Genomic DNA, 17,312 nt, shown 5'->3' on the forward strand with positions numbered 1-17,312 from the left:
ACCTGATTAAAATAAAGTTAAAGATAAGCTATGAAAAAGTCTCTGTTTCTGGGCGGTACATTGGCGTTTTTCTCCATCCTATCCACCGGCAGTGCCTGGGGAGAATCAGTAGTTGATGGTAAGGTTCAAGCTATCCTGGACAAACATTATCAAACCTACAGAAATGATGAGTTTTTTAGTGCTATTCAGTTATCTACTAAAGCAGGGGATGGGGCAATCAAAACCTATGTGGTGGGGACAAAAAGCCATGAAGCGGATAGTCCTGTCATAGATTCAGAAAGCTTATTTCAAATTGGTAGTATTACCAAATCTTTCACTTCAGTATTATTACTGCAGGCGGAAATGGAAGGAAAAGTTAGTTTAGACAATGATTTTACCTCTTACCTACCGGAATATGGACGCTGGAATGGGGTAACCATTACCCAACTATTGAATATGACTTCTGGATTACCCAACTACAGTGATAGTCCCACCATTAACTATAGCTTTGTGCAAAGTCCAGAGCGCATTTGGCAGGACAAGGAATTGGTAGATGTGGTTTATCCCCAGCCCAATTTGCCGGCTCCGCCCCTAAATACTGGGTATGGCTACACCAACACCGCTTACACCTTGGGCGGTCTTATTTTAGAAAAGGTTTATGGTCAAAGTTATGCTGAACTAATTGATGAGAAAATTCTACAACCATTGCAACTAGACAACACTTTTTATCCCATTCCCAGTTATCCCCCGGTCATTTTAGCTCGCATGGTGGACGGGAATAATTTTAACCCCTACACGAACCCTGAATTAACAGGGCGATCGGTGGACAATGGCAATCTTTCATGGGCAGGAGCAGCAGGGGGTCTAGTGGCGAATACGCAAGATATTATTAGTTGGGTCAGAGCTTTGTTTGTGGAAGATAAGTTACTGTCATTGGAGCAAAAGAAACAGTTAACCCAAATAGTTTCCCTCAGCACCGGCGAACCCATTACAGGCACCACCGCGGAAGAACCGAGGGGATTTGGTTTGGGGGTTGTCCAAGGTTACGACCAAGATTGGGGGCATTATTGGTTCTACCAGGGGGAAACCCTTGGCCATCGTTCTTTTTATCTTTATTTTCCCTGTAATGAAGTAATTATTTCTGCTTTGTTTAATAGTGCTGTTAACGACCAAAATAATAATGTTAAACCTCTCTTAACCGGCGTTTATCAAGCCCTCTTGGATGACCAACCAAATTTAGTTTGCCAGAGCAAATAATGATGGCAGAAGATCCGAGTTTTTTGCCGCTGATTGGTTTAATTATTCTAGGGGGGGCTTCGCTGTTGGATTTTCTGCTAGGGGATCCCAAATCTTGGCGACATCCAGTGGAATTTATTGGTTCAGCTATTAACTTTGGTAGCCAGTTGATTATCCGTAAAGTTAATAATAAAAATACTCGACGTTTATGGGGTATTTTTTTAGGATTAAAAATAATTATTGGTAGTGGCTTTCTAGCCTGGTTAGTAGTTTATTTAACCGAAAAAATCTCCCCTATTTTGGCAATATTTGTGCAAATAATTGGCATGGCAAGTTGTTTTGCTGGCCATAGTTTGGCCCAGGTGGCCCGGTCAGTACTTGATCCTTTAAAAGTAGGAGATTTAAACGCTGCTCGACAAAAATTAGCTCTATTTGTGGGCAGGGATACGGATAATTTATCAGAAACAGAAATCCTGCGGGCTACAGTGGAAAGTGTGGCGGAAAACACCGTGGATGGGGTCACTAGTCCTTTGTTTTATGCACTTTTGGGCACTCTTTTCCCTTTGATTGGTCCTTGGCCCTTGGCGATCGCCTATAAAGCGGCCAGTACACTCGATTCCATGGTGGGGTATAAACGGGAACCCTATACGGATTTAGGTTGGTTTAGTGCTCGCCTGGAGGATTATTTAACTTGGTTGCCCTGTCGTTTAACGGTGTTGATGTTGGCAATGTTATCAGGCAAACCCAAAGCAATTTTAACCATTGTGGACAGGGATGGCCCCCTAGATCCCAGCCCCAATTCCGGGCGGAGTGAAGCGGTTTATGCCGCCATTTTAGGCGTACAACTAGGGGGTGATAACTATTACCAAGGAGTGTTGAAAAGCAAGCCCCTATTGGGGGATGCCATTGAACCTTTAAGCATAGGCAAAATTGCCCAAAGTTTGTGGTATTCCCGCACGGTTTTTCTTTGGCAATTATTGTTGGGGTTAACAGTAATACTAGCTATCCAAGCGGGTACTATGGCGGAGATAAGCCTCAATAAAATCTGATAATTCCCCGTCCATGACGCCGCTCACATCGGTGGTTTCCAGATTGGTCCGTAAATCTTTAACTAACTGGTAGGGGTGAAAAACATAGTTACGAATTTGGGTGCCCCAGGCCGCTTCCACCATATCGCCCCGGATTTCGGCGATCGCCTGGGCCCGTTGCTCCTCCAGCACAATTAATAACTTAGCTTTGAGGATAGCTAGGGCCTTTTCTTTGTTTTGTAACTGGGAACGTTCCTGAGTACAACGGACAGCTAAACCTGTGGGTAGGTGAACAATGCGGACAGCGGTTTCCACTTTGTTAACATTTTGCCCTCCCTTACCCCCGGCCCTGGAGGTGGAAATATCCAAATCCTTATCAGGAATGTCCAAATTAATTGCTTCTTCCCCCAGTAAAGGCATAACTTCCACTCCGGCAAAGCTGGTTTGACGTTTACCGTTGGCATTAAAGGGGGAAATACGCACCAAGCGATGGGTGCCCTTTTCCGATTTGAGGTAACCGTAGGCATAACGCCCTTCAATTTCCAACGTGACGGATTTTAAGCCCGCCTCATCCCCCTCGGAAATTTCTGCTAAATGAACTTTGTAACCCTGTTTTTCGCTCCAACGGGTGTACATCCGCAACAGCATTTCCGCCCAGTCCTGGGCATCGGTGCCCCCAGCTCCGGCATTGATGGTTAAAGTCGCCCCTTTAGCGTCGTAAGGCCCAGACAGTAATTGCTGTAATTCCCAACGGTCTAATTCTTTTTGTAATTGCTCTAGGGTAGCTTCCGCCTCTGTGAGCAGGGCTTCATCGTTTTCTAATTCTAAAAGCTCGGCGATCGCCTGACTATCCTGCCACTTTTGCTGCCAAGTATGCCATTGATGCAACTGGGATTTGGTGTCGTTCAAAGTTTGGAGAATCTTTTGAGCTTGGTCTGTATCGTCCCAAAAGTCTGGTTGGGCGGCACACTGCTCTAGATCTTGAACTTTGGCTTTTAATCCTGCCAGGTCAAAGATAGTCCTGGGTTTGCCCCAGGCGAGAAGAGATTAGCTCTAGGCTTCTTTTTAAGTCTGTTAATTCAGTGAGCATTGGCAAAAACGTTCTTGATGCTCACCCAAGTATATGGCCATTGGGTTTTCCCTGCATCGAAGGCTATCCATCAACAAAAGTTATCACTTGTGTCAAGATTTGTTAATTTTGCTTGGCGGATCAAATTATCATCCCTATCATTTTGTAAATATAGATACAGAAATTATTCCTTTAGCTTCCAAGCTATTTAGGGAATCGTCAGCAGAGTCTTAAGGTTTGTTCCCCTCCATGGCCCCGGTTTTGGGGAATCTATTGCAAGGGTCAGGCAAATGGGTGCTAGACAAAACCCTTTAAAGGTTGGGTAGGGAAAGTTTTCTGTGCAATTTTGCTGGTTAGTAAAACGGAGAGGACTTATGTCACCACAAACAAACCTGTTGAACGTCCAGGCCTCGATGCCGGTCAATGAAATGGCGGTGGGTTGGCATGCTTTTTGTCAGATTACGTATAACCGAGACACCTGGGTGAAATTGCTTCGGTCCCCCGGAGATTACGCTTTCGACCAAGCTAAGTTACTTTGCCAGGATTCATCCACCACTTGGGTTGCTTGGGTGCCGGACCACGGGCAGGTGGTTCTGGACCGCGGGGATTTTTACTGCTAATTGGCATTGGTATTATCCACTCAGATCCTGGGCCAGGGGAGGGACCACCTCTTGGTTAGAAGAGTCCACTGGCCCCCGAAAAATGAACACCGTAGTATTGGTTTGGCTGGCAATTTGGGTAGGTAGGTTGCCGTGGATGACATTTTTCAGTAGGCCTTCCCGGCTGGCCCCCAGCACGATCGCCGCACATTGACGCATTTCCGCCAGGTCACTGAGGGCATCGGCAACGGAAGTGGAACAAACAGGGATGGGAATAATGGGGCGCTGCAACTGTTCTGTCCACCGTTCTGCTAAAACTTTGAGATCGTAAAAGGGGTCATATCGCTCCGATTGGCGGGGCAGATACACTTTAGAAATTAGTAGTTGGGGATTATTCTCTTCCGAGTAGAGGGAAAATAAGGCCGGCAATAGGTTTAACATCTGCTCGATATTGGGGCCCCCCGCCACGGGCATAAGCCAATGGGCGATGGGAGATAGGTAACGGGGATAGGCATGGCTGTTGGTGCCCTGTTTAACCATCAATAAAGAACAGGGGGCTTGGTCGATGAGGCGATCGGTAATTTTGCCGAAAATTTGCCCCCCAATGGGCATTTCCCCCTGCCATTCCAGAATCAATAGGTCGCTATGGCGGGTCTGGATAGTGTCAAGGATGGTGTTGCTAACACTGTAGGCAAGTTTGATTTCCGTATGGAGTAGTACCCCTTGGTGACGGGCCATGCGTTCCAGCTTTTGCATCAGTTGCCGTTGTCTTTGCCATTGCACCCTCTGCACCGATGGTGGCTGGGCCTTGGATACCTTCACCACCTGTAGGCAGTCAATTTCATAGTTCTGCTTTTTGGCGATCGCCGCCGCAATTTGAAACAAAACTAAAGCACTGGCAGGGTCTCGGATAGGTAGTAAAATGCGCCCTTCCCCCACCAATGGCGATCGAGTTTGGTACACGCTATAGGCGGGATGGGGAGGATGAATAATTTGTCCCCCCAGTTGACTCACTTCTTCCCGAATAATGTCGGTACGGGTGATAATACCCACCAATTTGTTGTCCCCTTCCACCACCGGCAGACGGGAAAGTTGATAGCGGTTGAGTAAATACAGCACATCCCCCAGGGAAGCTTCCGGGTCCACCGTGATCGGGTTGGGGGTCATAATTTGTTGCAGAGAAACATGGACCGACTCCTGGGCCGCATTGGCCAAATCCGTTTGGGTAAACACCCCCACCAGTTTGTCCCCCTGTACCACAGGAAAACCCCGGTGATGGGAATTGGACATAATTGGCAAAACCTGGGCTAAGGTCAAACTCTGCTCCAAACTTTCCACTTCCGTTTTCATTACCTGGTGGGCGCGGATATCGGCCAAAAAATCGTGGTCCGGTTTCTCCTCCGTTAAAAAAATTCCCTTAGTTTCCAGCAAATGATCGTATAAAGAGCGGGGAAAGAGACTTTCCGCCACTAGGTACGATGTGGCACAGGCCACCATCAGGGGCAGTACCACATTAAAGTTGCCGGTCAGTTCAAAGACGATGATGATCGCCGTCACCGGTACCCGCACCACACTGGTGAAAAACGCCCCCATGCCCGCCAACGCAAAGGTGGTTTGGGTAATCTGGTCTTGCCAGTAGCTACCGAATTCCCCTACGAGGTAACCCAGGGCTGACCCCATCACCAACGCTGGTGCAAACAATCCCCCCGGCGCATCGGTGCTGTAGGCCAAAATAGTCAAGACAAAATGGGCCACCAGGGTCAAAATCACCTGACGCCAACTCAGTTCCCCGGAGGTGACAAATTCCCTCAGCCCCGCATTGTCCCGAAAAAAGCTAGGCAATAAGGCGATCGCCACCCCGGAAATTAACCCCACAGTACCAATGCGGATAACCAGGGAAATATTGAGTTTCCTTTGCCAGTTTTGCAGGCTGAGGATACTGCGGTTGAGCAAAACTCCCAAAATACCGGCCAGAACCCCCAGTAATAAATAAAAGGGAATCTCTGCACTGGTGAAACGCACCTCCGGACTATTGCCCAGGCTGTGGGTAAAATTTAGGTCGCTGGACTGGAGGGCCAAGGAAGTGACAGCCCCCACAAAGGAAGCAACGATCGCCGTTTCCAGGGTTAAGCTTGACACATCCCGCATCAACTCTTCCACCACAAATAGAACCCCAGCAATGGGGGTGGTGAACCCCGCCGCTAGCCCCGCCGCCGCTCCGGCCGCAATCATCTGCCGTCGATGTTCTGGGGAAGTGGGGAACCAACGGCTCAACTGGGCCGCCAAGGCCGCTCCGATGTGCACTGTGGGGGCCCTTCGTCCCAGGGTCATGCCCCCACCCAACACCAGCACTGTGCCCAATAGCTTCACCAGGGCCACTTGCCAATTGAGGGGAATGGGATAGCGGGCCAGGGCCGCCTTAACTTGGGGAATGCCCCCCCCCGCCGCTGGTCGGGAAAATTGCTCAATCAATAACCCCGCTAAACTGCCAAACACCAAGCCAAAACAGGGCAATACCCAAATGGCACCGTAGGTATCTGCCAGGGTCAAACGATTGGACCCCAACCAATTGACCCCACTTTTAATCAACAATGCCGCCAGGGCCGAGACAAATCCAATTATGCAGGCTTCGGCGATCGCATAGCGGCTATCAATGGCGGTGCGGCCATAATGTCGGGATCGTAACCATTGTTGCCACCGTTGCCAAAGGGGGAACCAAGCCATGGAGAAAGAATTACTAGAACAGTTTTAGGGCAAACTTTAGGGACACCATCGCCATCCGGCAATCAGTTTGTTACAATAACAGCGGTCACCACAGCCTTTGAAGAGAGCATCTTTGAGCCAAGTTGTTAATATCCCCACCCTAGATACCTTAGCGCAGGAACTGGCCGCCATTCAGCAAACTGGTTCTAAACGCATTGCCCTATTGGGGTCCCGCCATGTGCCGATCACCCACCAACAGTTGATCGAAATGATGAGCTATGCGTTAGTGCTGGGGGGTAATCACCTGGTCACCTCCGGTGCTACGGGCACTAATTCCGCCGTAATTAAGGGGGCTATGCGGGCTGACCCCAATCTGCTCACGGTGATTTTGCCCCAGAGCCTAGACCGCCAACCCAGGGAGTCCCGCAATCAATTGGGCCAGGTAGTTCACCTGGTGGAAAATACGGAAAACGATAGTCTTTCCCTGGGGGAAGCTAGCACAATTTGTAACCGGGAAATTGTCAACCGTTGTCAACAGTTGATTTGCTTTGCTTTTCACGAAAGTCATACGTTGTTGCAGACCTGTGCGGAGGCAGAGGAACAGAGAAAGCTGGTCACCCTTTTCTATTTTGATTAGGCTGAAACCCATACTAGCCAAAATATTTGTGACTAGAACTAAACCAAATCTACTGGCCATTGCAAAACAAATCAAAGCAATCTGAATTTTAATCAAGCTTGTCTAAAGTCCTCGAAAACCCATATCCGTGTCCATTACTTGGCGAGGATTTAAAGGTGTTACTGATTGTTCCTGTTTTGATACGTGTAGATTGTCTATAAAACTAATTATTGCCCCCAATAGTAGAAGGGCGCCGCCTAAATATTGAGCTTGGGTGGGCGTTTCTTTTAAAATTAGGTAGGCAAAAATAATGGCAAGAATGGGAGTGACTAAACTTGCTGAATTAATTTGGATAAAACTTGCGGTTCTGAGACCCGCTAGCCAAGCTAGTTGACCAAGAACAACAATGATGGCGGCATAGATTAGCATCCATTGCCAAAGAATTGGCGCAAAAACGTCTGCGAAATGGTGAAAACCGTAAAGAATAACTGCCATCCAAAAAAAGACAAAAGTTCCCACTAAACTACGGTAAACAGTAAAAATACTTACGGGAATAGATTGTAGCTGTTGTTTGCTCAAAATCGTTGTGACGGCTGAAATGAAGGCGGCGATCGCCACTAAACTTTCCCCCAGTCCAAAATTAAAACCCATAACCATCTTGGTGGGTTCAGGAACTCCCAAAAAAACCGTAACACCGACTCCGAAAAAAGAAATCAAAGCTGCCACGATGCTAAGCCAATTGACGGAGGTTTTGAGCAGGAAGATACTTAAAATTAATGTAAAAATAGGTTCTAGTCTTCCAATTAAAACCACATTAGTTACATTGGTTTGCCCCAGGGCCGTAAACATTAACCCAGGGGCGATCGCCCTCGACAAAATAGCCGTAATGGTTAATAACCACCAGTCTTTTCTGATTATTTTTGTAAATTGCCGGAACTGCCAATCGGGGTAAAAAATCAAGATCATTAAACCCAAGGCGCATAAATTACCGACAAAAAGAACATTACAGAGGGAAATGGGATTACGACCATCAATTGTATAGGCTTGACCTAACTGAATAATACGAGTAGTCACAGCATTAGCGGCCGAAAAGATAACAACGGCAAGGGCAAGATAAATCGGGCTAGGAACCTGCTTTAAAAAAGCCTGAAAGCCGGAAAAGACAGGTTTCATTTACTATGCCGATTCCTTTTGATAACCAATGGAGGGAGCGGAATAGATAGAAACAAAAATTGCATTTTCCTGACTGTGATTAATGGCCCCATGGACTTCATTTCTTTTGGCGATCGCCACTTCCCCTTCCTGCAAAATTTGACTGTGACCATCTCCTAAATAATAGGTTAAGGTTCCTTGGAGCATTACCCAGGTATCCTGACCATCAGGATGGGAATGGGGCTGAACCACCTGCTGGGGTCGAACTGCCCAAACAGCGATACTAGAATCCTCCGTCTCAATCACTGGGGTTACCGTTGCGGCTTGCTCAGAAAAACGAGCTATTTTTTCCAAATTAAAGATTCGTCCATTATCCATTTTAAAAATTCCTTTTTATTAAGGCTGAGGACAGGTTTTATTGACAGAATCACACTGATAAATATAGGGCGCTTGCCAATGGAGAGGAATTTCCAGCAAATCCCTGGCTCCAGTTAGACCTTGACCGATAAAAAGTAATAAGGCAAAGCTGTTAATGATAATGTGGGCATTGCGCCAACGATTTTGACGATCTTGATAAATATCTTGGGTAGTGGCCACTGAGAAAATCATTAAAAGTGCGGCTAAAATCCCATAATAAAAATGAGAAATCAGCCACTCATGGCCTCGACGATAAATTTCAGGCTGACACCCTAAAAGTACTATTCCCATTCCTGTTAAAACAGAAAAGATGCCCCGCCAAAGTTTTGTTTTAGCTCGAAAAAGAAAAACAAAAGAGGCGATACTTAAGGCAAATAGGGCTATCACTAAGAAAACCCGCAAAGGCTCCTGGGAAATAACATTATTATTAATAAATTTAGAAAAAAGAGGATAGGCCAATCCTAAAAAAGTAACCCCCACCACTGCCATGCTGAGGTATCGGCCGACGGCCACGTGTTCGGTGCCAACCACCGGGGGAATTTTACTTTTTTCTCCTGCTTTGGTTGCTAAACGCCGTTGACGGGTGAGCAAAGCACGATTAAGCACAATGCCCAACAGGGGAAAAACCACAATAATGGCGATCGCGGGATGTAACAAAGCCCAGGCATCTTGAAAGTCCATCATCAGAACAATCACCGAGTTTAGTAAACAACATTCAAGGGAGTAAAAGCGAACCGTTAAGCATTGGTTGTCCCGCAATCATCGGCCATTAATAACACGACAGTGCCATCAGTAATATCTAAGATTAGCTGGGGTCTTTCAAGCGAATCATTGCCGAACCAATGGGAACGTCTCCTTCGATGCCCTGTAATTTGGTGCTGACACGATAAAGGGCCCGGCCCCCCATCCGCGACATATCTACCCCTGATAGTTGCAGTCTTACATAGGTGTCAGGGTCAACGGGTTGATTAAAATCAATGGTTATTCCCTCTGGAGATGTTTTTAGGGTGCTGGGAATTTCCATGCCCTTAGGATCAAAAGCCTTAATTTCAATGGAACGCCCCATGTCAATGGGTAAGCCAATGGTTGTGGATTCTAGGGAAAATCCTGTAACCGCTAGGGTAATGTAGTGCATATCCCCGGCGGCTCCCACAAAGCCAGAGTCCGTGACAAAGGGAGTCGTAAAACGCATCGTCATTTGTGCTTGGGCCGGGAAATTGGCCAGGGGCAAAAAGGTTGCTGAAATGGCCAAAGCAGACAAAGAAGTGATAAGAGGACGAAGATTCATGGGGTTCAATTCCTTAAATTAAGAAAAGAAAATTGGGTCAATTGTCAACAAAAAGAGACAGTAAAATGGCGATCGCATCCTCTGGTTCATAGCGGATACGAAAATCCACATTGACATAGGCCAGAGCAATATGGCCTTGGCGGTCAATTACAAATGTGGCGGGGACAGGTAGTAACCATGCGTCTATACCATTGTGCTCGGGAATAACACAGCCTGATTGTAAATAAGCTTGTTTAACAGCATCGGGAACAGTAAAAACTAATCCATACTCCTGGGCCGTTTGCAGACCATGATCGCTGAGGAGATCGTAAGTCAAATCATGACGATCAATGGTTTTTTGAGAAGCGGCTAGGGTTTGGGGAGAAATGGCCAGAATTGTCCCTCCCAAGGCTCTAATTTTATTAACAATCTTCTGATAAGCTCGTAGTTCTAAACCACAATAGGGACACCAGTAACCCCGAAAAAACTTGAGTAGGACAGGGCCATGTTTTAGTTGTTCAGATAGGCTCACTAATTCTCCCTGGGTATTCGGTAGGGTAAAATCAGGAGCAAAATCGCCTATCCTTAACTGCCTCCGGTTTGTAAACTCCTCACGCAAACCTTGGATGAAGGCCGAAAAAACAGCAGCCCTTTCAGAAGTTGTTTTTTGCAAAGACTCTTGGTGAAACTTATACAGTTCAATTTGTAAATTCACAATCTTTCTTTATGGGGAAATATGGAGGCTATAAGCTATCATATCCCGTAAAGATTGCCCTAATTGAACGGATTATCAAGGGGTTACTTGACTTCATCAGCGGGAAACATGGCAACTCTACCTTTTTTTACCGCCACCACCACGTCATAGGTTGCACAGTAGGAAAAGGTAACATCATTCTTTTTGCTGTACAGATTGACAACCATACCAGCCCCTCCCGGTTGAACGCCCAGAGGTTCTAGATCCCCGTAGAAAAAGCGTCGTAATTGATCTCCACTGCCAGTTTTTCCTTTAGTAACGGTAATTAGTTCGATTTGTTCTTGGCTGGCCGAAGGAGGAGCGGCGATCGCCAGATTTTGGGCTTGGGGTAAAAAGCCAGGGAGGACTACATTGCCCGCGGTAATCACACTGGCCAAGGCAAGGGGAGCCCAAAGAGGACTCGGAAATTTGAGTTTTAACATCGATTTTCCGATCATAGGAATCATTGACAAAATTATCCTCCCTCATTTTTTTTTGAATGGGAAGCAGGCAAAATAGAATAGGTTATATGCCAAGTTGGAATAGGTGCCTCCATGGATCGTCTTGCTTGTATGCAAAGTTTTGTTCGGGCGATCGAAATGAATAGCTTTTCCGCCGTAGCGAGGGAACAGCACACGACACAACCAACCATTAGCAAACAAATCGCCGCCCTGGAAAAATATCTAGGGGTACAGTTAATCACCCGTTCTACGACAAGCCTCAATCTGACGGAAGAGGGAAAGCAATATTATCAATACTGTCAGCAAATTTTAGAAACGGTTGCCGAAGCAGAAGCTAGTGTAGTTGGGAAAGAAAAAGTCACAGGCATTTTACGTTTGGGCTGTCCAGTACTATTCGGCGAGATGCAAATTGTGCCTCGTTTAAAAATCTTTATCACTCGCTATCCCCAGGTTAAAATAGATTTAATGATGGTGGATCATTTTGTGGATATGGTGCAAGAAGGGTTGGACCTTTCTATTCGCATCGGTGGTCTTCAAGATAATGCTTTAATTGGCGATCGCCTCGGCATCACCCGTCGTGTAACGGTGGCTAGCACTGGTTATTTTGAAAAATCAGGGGCACCGAAAACACCGGAAGAATTAATCAATCATAATTGTATTGTCTATACTTCCTTGTCCACCATCAATGAATGGCACTTCCATGGAAAAAATGGAGTTATTAGGATCAATGTTGAAGGTGGTTTTCAAACCAATAGCTCCGTTGCCGTACGAGCCGCAGTTTTATCAGGTTTAGGCATTGCAATCGCCCCCATTTGGATGTTTGGAGAAGATATTTACCGAGGAGATCTCAAAGTTGTTTTACAGGATTATCAACCAGTACCTTTTCCCATTTATGCAGTCTATCGTCGCAGTCGCTTTTATCCTGCTAAAGTTCATTGTTTTATTGATTTTTTGCGGGAAGAATTTAAGCTAGATCCTTGGGTTTCTGACTATGGTGCTTAGTAGATCAATGGAAACTTTTAAGAATTAGCAAATAAAGATCGTTTTAACTATTAGGATCTAATTATGATTTTCAAAAATCAAGGCCCAGGGGCTTTGAATAACACAGCGCTCATTCACCGTTAGAATGTGGAAAATCGGAAGTCGAAGATGGCAAATGTAAAATCTCCCCTTAACCTTACTGATTGGTTGGAAAGGCGTTGGGTTACTCCTTCCTATGCTGGTTGGTTGTTGTTTGTTCTGGCCATTTGTTTATTTGGGGCGGCCACCAACTCCATGGCCGGTTGGCTCTATGTAATCAGCGGTATTAGCTTTGCTCTGTTGATCATTGCCGCCATTCTCCCCTGGCGATCGCTCCGACAGTTGCAATTAGAACGGTTTCCGATCCAGCCGGTCAGTGCGGGGGAAGATTTGACCATTACCCTCCGGCTCCACAATAGCCATAGGGAAGCGAAGAATTTGCTCCAGGTCTGGGATGTGTTACCCGTTGGCTTGGGCAGACCCCAGGGTAAGGCGATCGAGCTGGTCGCCCCCAAGGATTTTTATCAATGGAGCTATTTCCAGCCCACCCAAAAACGGGGAGTCTACCATTGGCAAAAGTTGGAATTACGCACGGGCACTCCCCTGGGTTTATTTTGGTGTCGCCGCAGTCAAGTTGTTCCCGCTAAGGCCATTGTGTATCCCCAGGTGCTGAAACTCCAGCAATGTCCTTTGGTGGATGCCATCGGCTCCGAAGATCAAGATAAAACACAGAGCGATCGCCATTATCAGGCGGCCACAGAGGGCATAACTAAAACTTTGCGGACCTACCGTTTTGGTGACCCCACTAGGCTGATCCATTGGCGCAGTAGTGCCAGGTTTGATCAGTTTATGGTGCGGGAACTAGAAGTGGTGACAGGGGGCCAGGAGTTGGTTATCTGCTTGGACAGTGGCAGTCCTTGGTCAGAGGATGTTTTTGAGCAAGCGGTAATTGCGGTGGCTTCTTTATATTTCTATGCTGTGCGGGCCCAGTTAAATGTGCGGCTGTGGACAGCAGGAGCTGGCTTAGTGGCCGGTGGGCGATCGGTGTTGGAAGCTTTGGCCGCAGTACAAAGGGAAGAGGCAAACCAGTATGAAATCCCCCGCAAAATTCCTTTGTTATGGATCACTAGCAGAGTTCGCAGTTTGGAAAGTTTAGCCAGTTACAGTCGTTGGCTCTATTTTGCTCCACCGGGGGCATCTTCTTCTCCCCACTCTGCCCTTTGTGCTGGCTTGACGGTTGAGGATGGTAAAGATTTATCCCAACAACTCCAGCGGCCTCTGAATTTTTCCCCAAGGCTAGTCAACTAGCCCCCAAGTACTAACCATTGGGCATTTTTATTATTGTCAGGCAACTTGAACAGTTTTTTGTGGTTTAGCTATTGCGAGCGAGAAGCCCCACGCCGTAATCTTTGATTCAGCTATGGGTAGTTCACTCTAGTTGAAAGGCAAATTTGAGAGCTCGATTAAACTCTTGAAAGTTTTGATCTCCCAATCAACCTAGACGTCGTTGCAACAATTTACGGTCAATGGTGACGATTTTGGTAACTCTAATTTTAGAGGCCACTTTGAGCCCAGTCTCGGAAAATTCGGGATCTTCGGGGATTAGAGCCACTTCTTCTGGGCTAATTTGATCAATATTTCGTGAAGAAATAAAACAAACTGTCACATCCTGTCCTTGGGAATCTACCCAAAGAATGACTGCTGGTCGAAGTTTTGTCTGGCTAAGATCGCTAAAAGGAAAGGGAACTAGCACAATATCCCCCTTACTCAAAGGCATAGAGCATCCTCTCCATCATCAATGTTGTAGATGTCGGGTTCATTATCAAGAAAGTCGAAACTACTACATTGCAGCGCCAGATTAGTAATTTCTGTAGAATGGGGATAGGTACCATCAACAAGGAGCCTTTCCCGCACCATAATCTGTTCCTCAGGAGACAAGGATTGAACAATCTGAACGATAGAGTTAATTAATTGTTTGTTCATGTTTTTGCTTTCAAACTGTTCTGAGGGAAAAATTTAGGCATCGATGCGTGTCACCGATTTTAGCGGACATTGCCGATGTAAAGATTTGTCTCAACAACTCCAGCGGCCTCCGAATTTTTCCCCAAGGATAGTCAATTAGGCGCCAAAACAATACGTGTTTATGCTGAATGTGCTTTCAGACCCTTGGCAGTGTGATCGAAATCACGCCAGAATGGATAATGTTAAAGTAGTGGTATGGGCCGTGCCGTATCTTCTTGGGCCTTTTTCCTTTGTTAGGTTTGGCTATGTCTAAGGCTATTTTCCCCCAGTCTTTTGGTCACACTCGTTCGCTGCTCAGCTTGACCCGTCAGTCGGTCAGCCAAGGTTTTACGATGTTCGAGGTGCTTATTGCCTTGATGATTTCCTTTTTATTTCTAACTGGAACTCTCAATGCCATGGTGATGGCAACGATGATGCGGGTGCGGGCGGAAAGACAGGCCCAAGCCGGCTATTGGATTAAAGAAGACTTGGAAAGAGTTAGAGCATTGGCGGCAAATTTTAATCCTTCTACCAACAATGGATGTTCTACCAGCACCGTAGGGGAAGCTTTCAGAACGAATAGCACGGCAAATGTAGGGCTCGCGAGCTTAACTGCTCCCGCCAATAGACCAATTCTAGGAAGAACTGCAAGCTTGACCCGAACGGCCACCGCTGTTGGCAATGTTCTTCAGCTTACCTACACCGTTAGGAACACTGAAATTACAGACACAAATAAAAATATTCTCGCCAGTCTTTACACTGAAGTTCTTCCCGCTGCAGCCCTTACCTGTCCGTAAGTGGCCTGATGGTAAATACAATTTATATTTGGAGTGGTTAATGATGATAAGAAACGGTAGTTCTAAGTTTCTGTTAAAACTTTTGCGCCACTCTCTTTTTACCCCTTCTAACCGAGGGTGGACTCTGATTGAAGTGGGAGTCGTAGCCGTCATCGTTGGCATTTTGGCGTCTCTAGCTGTCCCTAGTTTTGGCAAAATGCAAGCTAGAAACCAACTCAGAGGAGCGATGGCCCAAGTACAGGGAGCATTTCAGGAAGCCCAAAGGAACGCAATCAAAAAGGGCGCTACTTGTACTGTCTCAATCGATGCTTCTAATCGCACTGTTACACAAGCAACAGGTACTCCGAACAATGGTTGTGTTCCCAATCCCGTCACCATTCCGGCGAGTCAGCGTATCACAATGACCTCTCCGTCCAGCACCACTAGTATTGCTTTTTCTTATAAAGGTAATCCCAGTACCACAACTGATCAGACGATAGTCCTAACCCACGAAATCACAAGTCTTGAGCCCCGATGTCTAGTTATTGCCGCTGGCGTTGGTATTATGCGCTCCGGTTATTATCAGGGCAGTACCTGTACCCCCGCTCCATAGACATCCAGCTTGCGGTTTCCTAAAGAATTACTGAGATATTTGCCAGATTACTACTTTTTGTCTCAGATTATAAATATACTAAAGGCTAATGATCTTGTTGGGGGTGTTGGCCTATGGTTTGGCGAAGCAAATTATCTATTTTCCTAAGGCTGTTTTCCCGATCCGAGGGTTTATCATCGGGTTGGACGTTGATAGAAGTGGCGACGGTGGCAGGGATAGTGGGAATTGTGGCTAGCATAGCAATGCCCTCTTTCGTGGGGATGAAAGCCAGAATGGATACAAGAAATGGACTGACTATCCTCAAACAAACTTTACAGCAAGCCCAAAGGAATGCCATTAAAATGGGGAAAGAGTGTCGGGTGCAACTTTCCCCAAGTAGTAATCCGCCAAAGATTATTCTTGATGCTGATTCAAGGTACGCTGGTTGCCTACCCTATAGGGAAGTGACTCTGGAAAATGTGGCATTTCATCATAACTTTCCCAGCACAAATATCCGCTTTTCCTACAAAGGCAATTCAACCAATTTGGGTACCATGGTGGTGGAGTCGGTCAGCGTGATAGGAATTCGCTATTGCCTAGTGATGTCGAATATGATTGGCATGATGCGTACAGGTAAATATTTGGAGGAACCTCCCACTGTCCGGGCTGTCCATTGCCAGAAGGATGTTTAGGTTATTTAGCTATGAAAATTCAGTTATATTTATTGGCTAAAATTGCAGGCAAATCGAAAGGTTTTACATTACTGGAGCTTTTGATGGCTTCGGTTCTGACTTTTTTGGTAGTCAGCGGCATTGGGTATGCCGTTGTACTTATGACTAAGGACAATATATCTTCCCAGGTTTCCGGCGATTTGGTCTTTAACACCACCAGAGCGGCGGATTTTATTACCGACGAAATTAGACAGGCTACTTTTCTTTCGACAAGTTCAGCTGACATTCCCACAAGTACAGTTAGTTGTGCAATGGGGAGCGGGGAACAGTTTGTCATCGGGTTGGCCATCAATTCTTCCCTAGTCAACGTGGTTTACTACACCAAAACGCCTCCTGGTAATCCATGGTTAGGGCCAAGTTCAATTTACCGTTGTGGCCCCCCATTAAATGCGAGTGGACAGTTAGATCTCACTCCGGCAAATAGAACAAAATCAATTCTTGTGGATTCCATCACCACCAATGCGAATGCAAGAAATGAAACGTGTGCCTCCGGAACTACTAAGTTTCCAGCTAGCCCAAGTGCAGGGTTTTTTCTCTGTGTCAATAATAGCAACCCAAACCTTGTTGAGCTAAGGCTCACTAGTCGTTCTGATAAGTTAGCCAGTGATGGCGTTGGTGCAGGAAGAAGTGCAGAAAGCTCAGCCTCAGGAAATTTTCGGGTAGTTACTACCGCTTTTACCCGTGCGGCTTCTGGAGTAGCAACTCTCAATAGCAGTGGGACATGTTCAGGAGTTACAGTTGCCGTTGATGGCAGGCCAGCAGTCAGCTTTACGAGTGGCATGACTGTGGTGGCGACAAAAACTAGCACTATAACTTTTAGCCCCAATCCTAGTCTATGGCTGAAAACATCACCTAGTACAAATCAAGATAGATATACCTATTTGTTGTGTACAATCAACGCAAATTTCTAGTAATAAGGCATTAAGAAAGAA

The 17,312-nt window shown here is 46.3% G+C and carries 21 protein-coding genes; 10 read left to right on the forward strand and 11 right to left on the reverse strand.

All coding sequences use genetic code 11. From position 1 onward, the window contains the following. Positions 1–30: 30 nt before the first annotated feature. Together D082_RS07865 and cbiB are read left to right on the forward strand one after the other, a co-directional pair. Complete coding sequence (locus D082_RS07865) at positions 31–1,236, forward strand: serine hydrolase (protein WP_028948191.1); 1,206 nt, start codon at positions 31–33, stop codon at positions 1,234–1,236. Continuing rightward, entirely contained in the window at positions 1,236–2,264 is a 1,029-nt protein-coding gene (gene cbiB / locus D082_RS07870) for an adenosylcobinamide-phosphate synthase CbiB (RefSeq protein WP_028948190.1), read from the forward strand. The genes D082_RS07865 and cbiB overlap by 1 nt, the downstream gene beginning before the upstream one ends. Here cbiB and prfB read toward each other — a convergent pair. Further along, positions 2,214–3,333, reverse strand: a protein-coding gene (gene prfB / locus D082_RS07875) for a peptide chain release factor 2 (protein WP_144428725.1) whose coding sequence is annotated in 2 segments (ribosomal slippage) — positions 2,214–3,254 and positions 3,256–3,333 — 1,119 coding nt in all. Because the reading frame shifts where the segments join, the coding sequence is not laid out codon by codon here. The genes cbiB and prfB overlap by 51 nt on opposite strands. Positions 3,334–3,686: 353 nt before the next feature. Between prfB and D082_RS07880 the strand changes: the two genes are divergently transcribed. Further along, positions 3,687–3,932, forward strand: coding sequence for a hypothetical protein (locus tag D082_RS07880; protein ID WP_051738765.1), 246 nt, complete (start codon positions 3,687–3,689; stop codon positions 3,930–3,932). 12 nt (positions 3,933–3,944) lie between these two features. Here D082_RS07880 and D082_RS07885 read toward each other — a convergent pair whose 3' ends face one another. Further along, complete coding sequence (locus D082_RS07885; RefSeq protein ID WP_028948187.1) at positions 3,945–6,635, reverse strand: chloride channel protein; 2,691 nt, start codon at positions 6,633–6,635, stop codon at positions 3,945–3,947. A 112-nt stretch (positions 6,636–6,747) separates the two neighbouring features. Between D082_RS07885 and D082_RS07890 the strand changes: the two genes are divergently transcribed. After that, a complete protein-coding gene (locus D082_RS07890) occupies positions 6,748–7,251 on the forward strand; it encodes a hypothetical protein (RefSeq protein ID WP_028948186.1) in 504 nt (167 codons plus the stop codon). 102 nt (positions 7,252–7,353) lie between these two features. Here D082_RS07890 and D082_RS07895 read toward each other — a convergent pair whose 3' ends face one another. The 6 genes from D082_RS07895 to D082_RS07920 form a co-directional block, all read right to left on the reverse strand. Then, positions 7,354–8,403: a DMT family transporter gene (locus D082_RS07895; RefSeq protein WP_028948185.1), complete on the reverse strand. Its 1,050-nt coding sequence runs from the start codon at positions 8,401–8,403 to the stop codon at positions 7,354–7,356. 3 nt (positions 8,404–8,406) lie between these two features. After that, complete coding sequence (locus D082_RS07900; protein ID WP_038530507.1) at positions 8,407–8,760, reverse strand: cupin domain-containing protein; 354 nt, start codon at positions 8,758–8,760, stop codon at positions 8,407–8,409. A gap of 18 nt (positions 8,761–8,778) precedes the next feature. Further along, positions 8,779–9,483, reverse strand: a complete 705-nt coding sequence (locus tag D082_RS07905; RefSeq protein ID WP_028948183.1) for a DUF4079 domain-containing protein — start codon at positions 9,481–9,483, stop codon at positions 8,779–8,781. Between the two features lie 121 nt (positions 9,484–9,604). Further along, the gene (locus tag D082_RS07910; protein ID WP_028948182.1) at positions 9,605–10,087 is read right to left on the reverse strand and encodes a hypothetical protein; all 483 of its coding nucleotides are present in this window, start codon (positions 10,085–10,087) and stop codon (positions 9,605–9,607) included. A gap of 37 nt (positions 10,088–10,124) precedes the next feature. Beyond that, positions 10,125–10,781: a peroxiredoxin-like family protein gene (locus tag D082_RS07915; protein WP_028948181.1), complete on the reverse strand. Its 657-nt coding sequence runs from the start codon at positions 10,779–10,781 to the stop codon at positions 10,125–10,127. A gap of 83 nt (positions 10,782–10,864) precedes the next feature. Beyond that, positions 10,865–11,242, reverse strand: a complete 378-nt coding sequence (locus tag D082_RS07920) for a hypothetical protein (protein ID WP_038530511.1) — start codon at positions 11,240–11,242, stop codon at positions 10,865–10,867. Between the two features lie 111 nt (positions 11,243–11,353). Here D082_RS07920 and D082_RS07925 point away from each other — a divergent pair, with 111 nt between their 5' ends. Next, positions 11,354–12,262: a LysR family transcriptional regulator gene (locus D082_RS07925; RefSeq protein ID WP_028948179.1), complete on the forward strand. Its 909-nt coding sequence runs from the start codon at positions 11,354–11,356 to the stop codon at positions 12,260–12,262. A 147-nt stretch (positions 12,263–12,409) separates the two neighbouring features. Further along, positions 12,410–13,588, forward strand: a complete 1,179-nt coding sequence (locus D082_RS07930; RefSeq protein WP_028948178.1) for a DUF58 domain-containing protein — start codon at positions 12,410–12,412, stop codon at positions 13,586–13,588. Between the two features lie 184 nt (positions 13,589–13,772). Here the strand turns inward: D082_RS07930 and D082_RS07935 are convergent, their stop codons facing one another. Both D082_RS07935 and D082_RS07940 read right to left on the reverse strand, forming a co-directional pair. Continuing rightward, positions 13,773–14,057 (reverse strand): type II toxin-antitoxin system PemK/MazF family toxin, encoded by a 285-nt coding sequence (locus tag D082_RS07935; RefSeq protein WP_038531490.1) that lies wholly within the window; start codon positions 14,055–14,057, stop codon positions 13,773–13,775. Next, complete coding sequence (locus D082_RS07940) at positions 14,048–14,218, reverse strand: hypothetical protein (RefSeq protein ID WP_238546655.1); 171 nt, start codon at positions 14,216–14,218, stop codon at positions 14,048–14,050. Before D082_RS07940 ends, D082_RS07935 begins: the two co-directional genes overlap by 10 nt. Positions 14,219–14,547: 329 nt before the next feature. Here D082_RS07940 and D082_RS07945 point away from each other — a divergent pair, with 329 nt between their 5' ends. Beyond that, positions 14,548–15,078, forward strand: coding sequence for a hypothetical protein (locus D082_RS07945; RefSeq protein ID WP_051738930.1), 531 nt, complete (start codon positions 14,548–14,550; stop codon positions 15,076–15,078). Between the two features lie 40 nt (positions 15,079–15,118). Beyond that, positions 15,119–15,670, forward strand: a complete 552-nt coding sequence (locus D082_RS07950) for a Tfp pilus assembly protein FimT/FimU (protein ID WP_051738767.1) — start codon at positions 15,119–15,121, stop codon at positions 15,668–15,670. An 85-nt stretch (positions 15,671–15,755) separates the two neighbouring features. Here D082_RS07950 and D082_RS19025 read toward each other — a convergent pair whose 3' ends face one another. Next, entirely contained in the window at positions 15,756–15,908 is a 153-nt protein-coding gene (locus D082_RS19025) for a hypothetical protein (protein WP_238546656.1), read from the reverse strand. A 34-nt stretch (positions 15,909–15,942) separates the two neighbouring features. On the opposite strand from D082_RS19025, the gene D082_RS07955 reads away from it, so the two are divergent. Continuing rightward, positions 15,943–16,341 (forward strand): hypothetical protein, encoded by a 399-nt coding sequence (locus D082_RS07955; protein WP_238546657.1) that lies wholly within the window; start codon positions 15,943–15,945, stop codon positions 16,339–16,341. An 11-nt stretch (positions 16,342–16,352) separates the two neighbouring features. After that, positions 16,353–17,291 (forward strand): PilW family protein, encoded by a 939-nt coding sequence (locus tag D082_RS07960; protein WP_028948174.1) that lies wholly within the window; start codon positions 16,353–16,355, stop codon positions 17,289–17,291. The last annotated feature ends 21 nt before the right edge of the window (positions 17,292–17,312 follow it).

It is taken from the genome of Synechocystis sp. PCC 6714, from assembly GCF_000478825.2.
Taxonomy (GTDB): domain Bacteria; phylum Cyanobacteriota; class Cyanobacteriia; order Cyanobacteriales; family Microcystaceae; genus Synechocystis.

What these genes read in the sequence shown, in the direction of transcription:
- D082_RS07885 (WP_028948187.1), bottom strand. Translation starts at nt 6,635, where the DNA reads ATGGCTTGGTTCCCCCTTTGGCAACGGTGGCAACAATGGTTACGATCC.
- D082_RS07920 (WP_038530511.1), bottom strand. Translation starts at nt 11,242, where the DNA reads ATGTTAAAACTCAAATTTCCGAGTCCTCTTTGGGCTCCCCTTGCCTTG.
- D082_RS07895 (WP_028948185.1), bottom strand. Translation starts at nt 8,403, where the DNA reads ATGAAACCTGTCTTTTCCGGCTTTCAGGCTTTTTTAAAGCAGGTTCCT.
- D082_RS07935 (WP_038531490.1), bottom strand. Translation starts at nt 14,057, where the DNA reads ATGCCTTTGAGTAAGGGGGATATTGTGCTAGTTCCCTTTCCTTTTAGC.
- D082_RS07960 (WP_028948174.1), top strand. Translation starts at nt 16,353, where the DNA reads ATGAAAATTCAGTTATATTTATTGGCTAAAATTGCAGGCAAATCGAAA.
- D082_RS07945 (WP_051738930.1), top strand. Translation starts at nt 14,548, where the DNA reads ATGTCTAAGGCTATTTTCCCCCAGTCTTTTGGTCACACTCGTTCGCTG.
- D082_RS07910 (WP_028948182.1), bottom strand. Translation starts at nt 10,087, where the DNA reads ATGAATCTTCGTCCTCTTATCACTTCTTTGTCTGCTTTGGCCATTTCA.
- D082_RS19025 (WP_238546656.1), bottom strand. Translation starts at nt 15,908, where the DNA reads ATGCTAGCCACAATTCCCACTATCCCTGCCACCGTCGCCACTTCTATC.
- D082_RS07900 (WP_038530507.1), bottom strand. Translation starts at nt 8,760, where the DNA reads ATGGATAATGGACGAATCTTTAATTTGGAAAAAATAGCTCGTTTTTCT.
- D082_RS07930 (WP_028948178.1), top strand. Translation starts at nt 12,410, where the DNA reads ATGGCAAATGTAAAATCTCCCCTTAACCTTACTGATTGGTTGGAAAGG.
- D082_RS07955 (WP_238546657.1), top strand. Translation starts at nt 15,943, where the DNA reads ATGGATACAAGAAATGGACTGACTATCCTCAAACAAACTTTACAGCAA.
- D082_RS07865 (WP_028948191.1), top strand. Translation starts at nt 31, where the DNA reads ATGAAAAAGTCTCTGTTTCTGGGCGGTACATTGGCGTTTTTCTCCATC.
- D082_RS07880 (WP_051738765.1), top strand. Translation starts at nt 3,687, where the DNA reads ATGTCACCACAAACAAACCTGTTGAACGTCCAGGCCTCGATGCCGGTC.
- D082_RS07950 (WP_051738767.1), top strand. Translation starts at nt 15,119, where the DNA reads ATGATGATAAGAAACGGTAGTTCTAAGTTTCTGTTAAAACTTTTGCGC.
- D082_RS07905 (WP_028948183.1), bottom strand. Translation starts at nt 9,483, where the DNA reads ATGATGGACTTTCAAGATGCCTGGGCTTTGTTACATCCCGCGATCGCC.
- D082_RS07925 (WP_028948179.1), top strand. Translation starts at nt 11,354, where the DNA reads ATGGATCGTCTTGCTTGTATGCAAAGTTTTGTTCGGGCGATCGAAATG.
- cbiB (WP_028948190.1), top strand. Translation starts at nt 1,236, where the DNA reads ATGATGGCAGAAGATCCGAGTTTTTTGCCGCTGATTGGTTTAATTATT.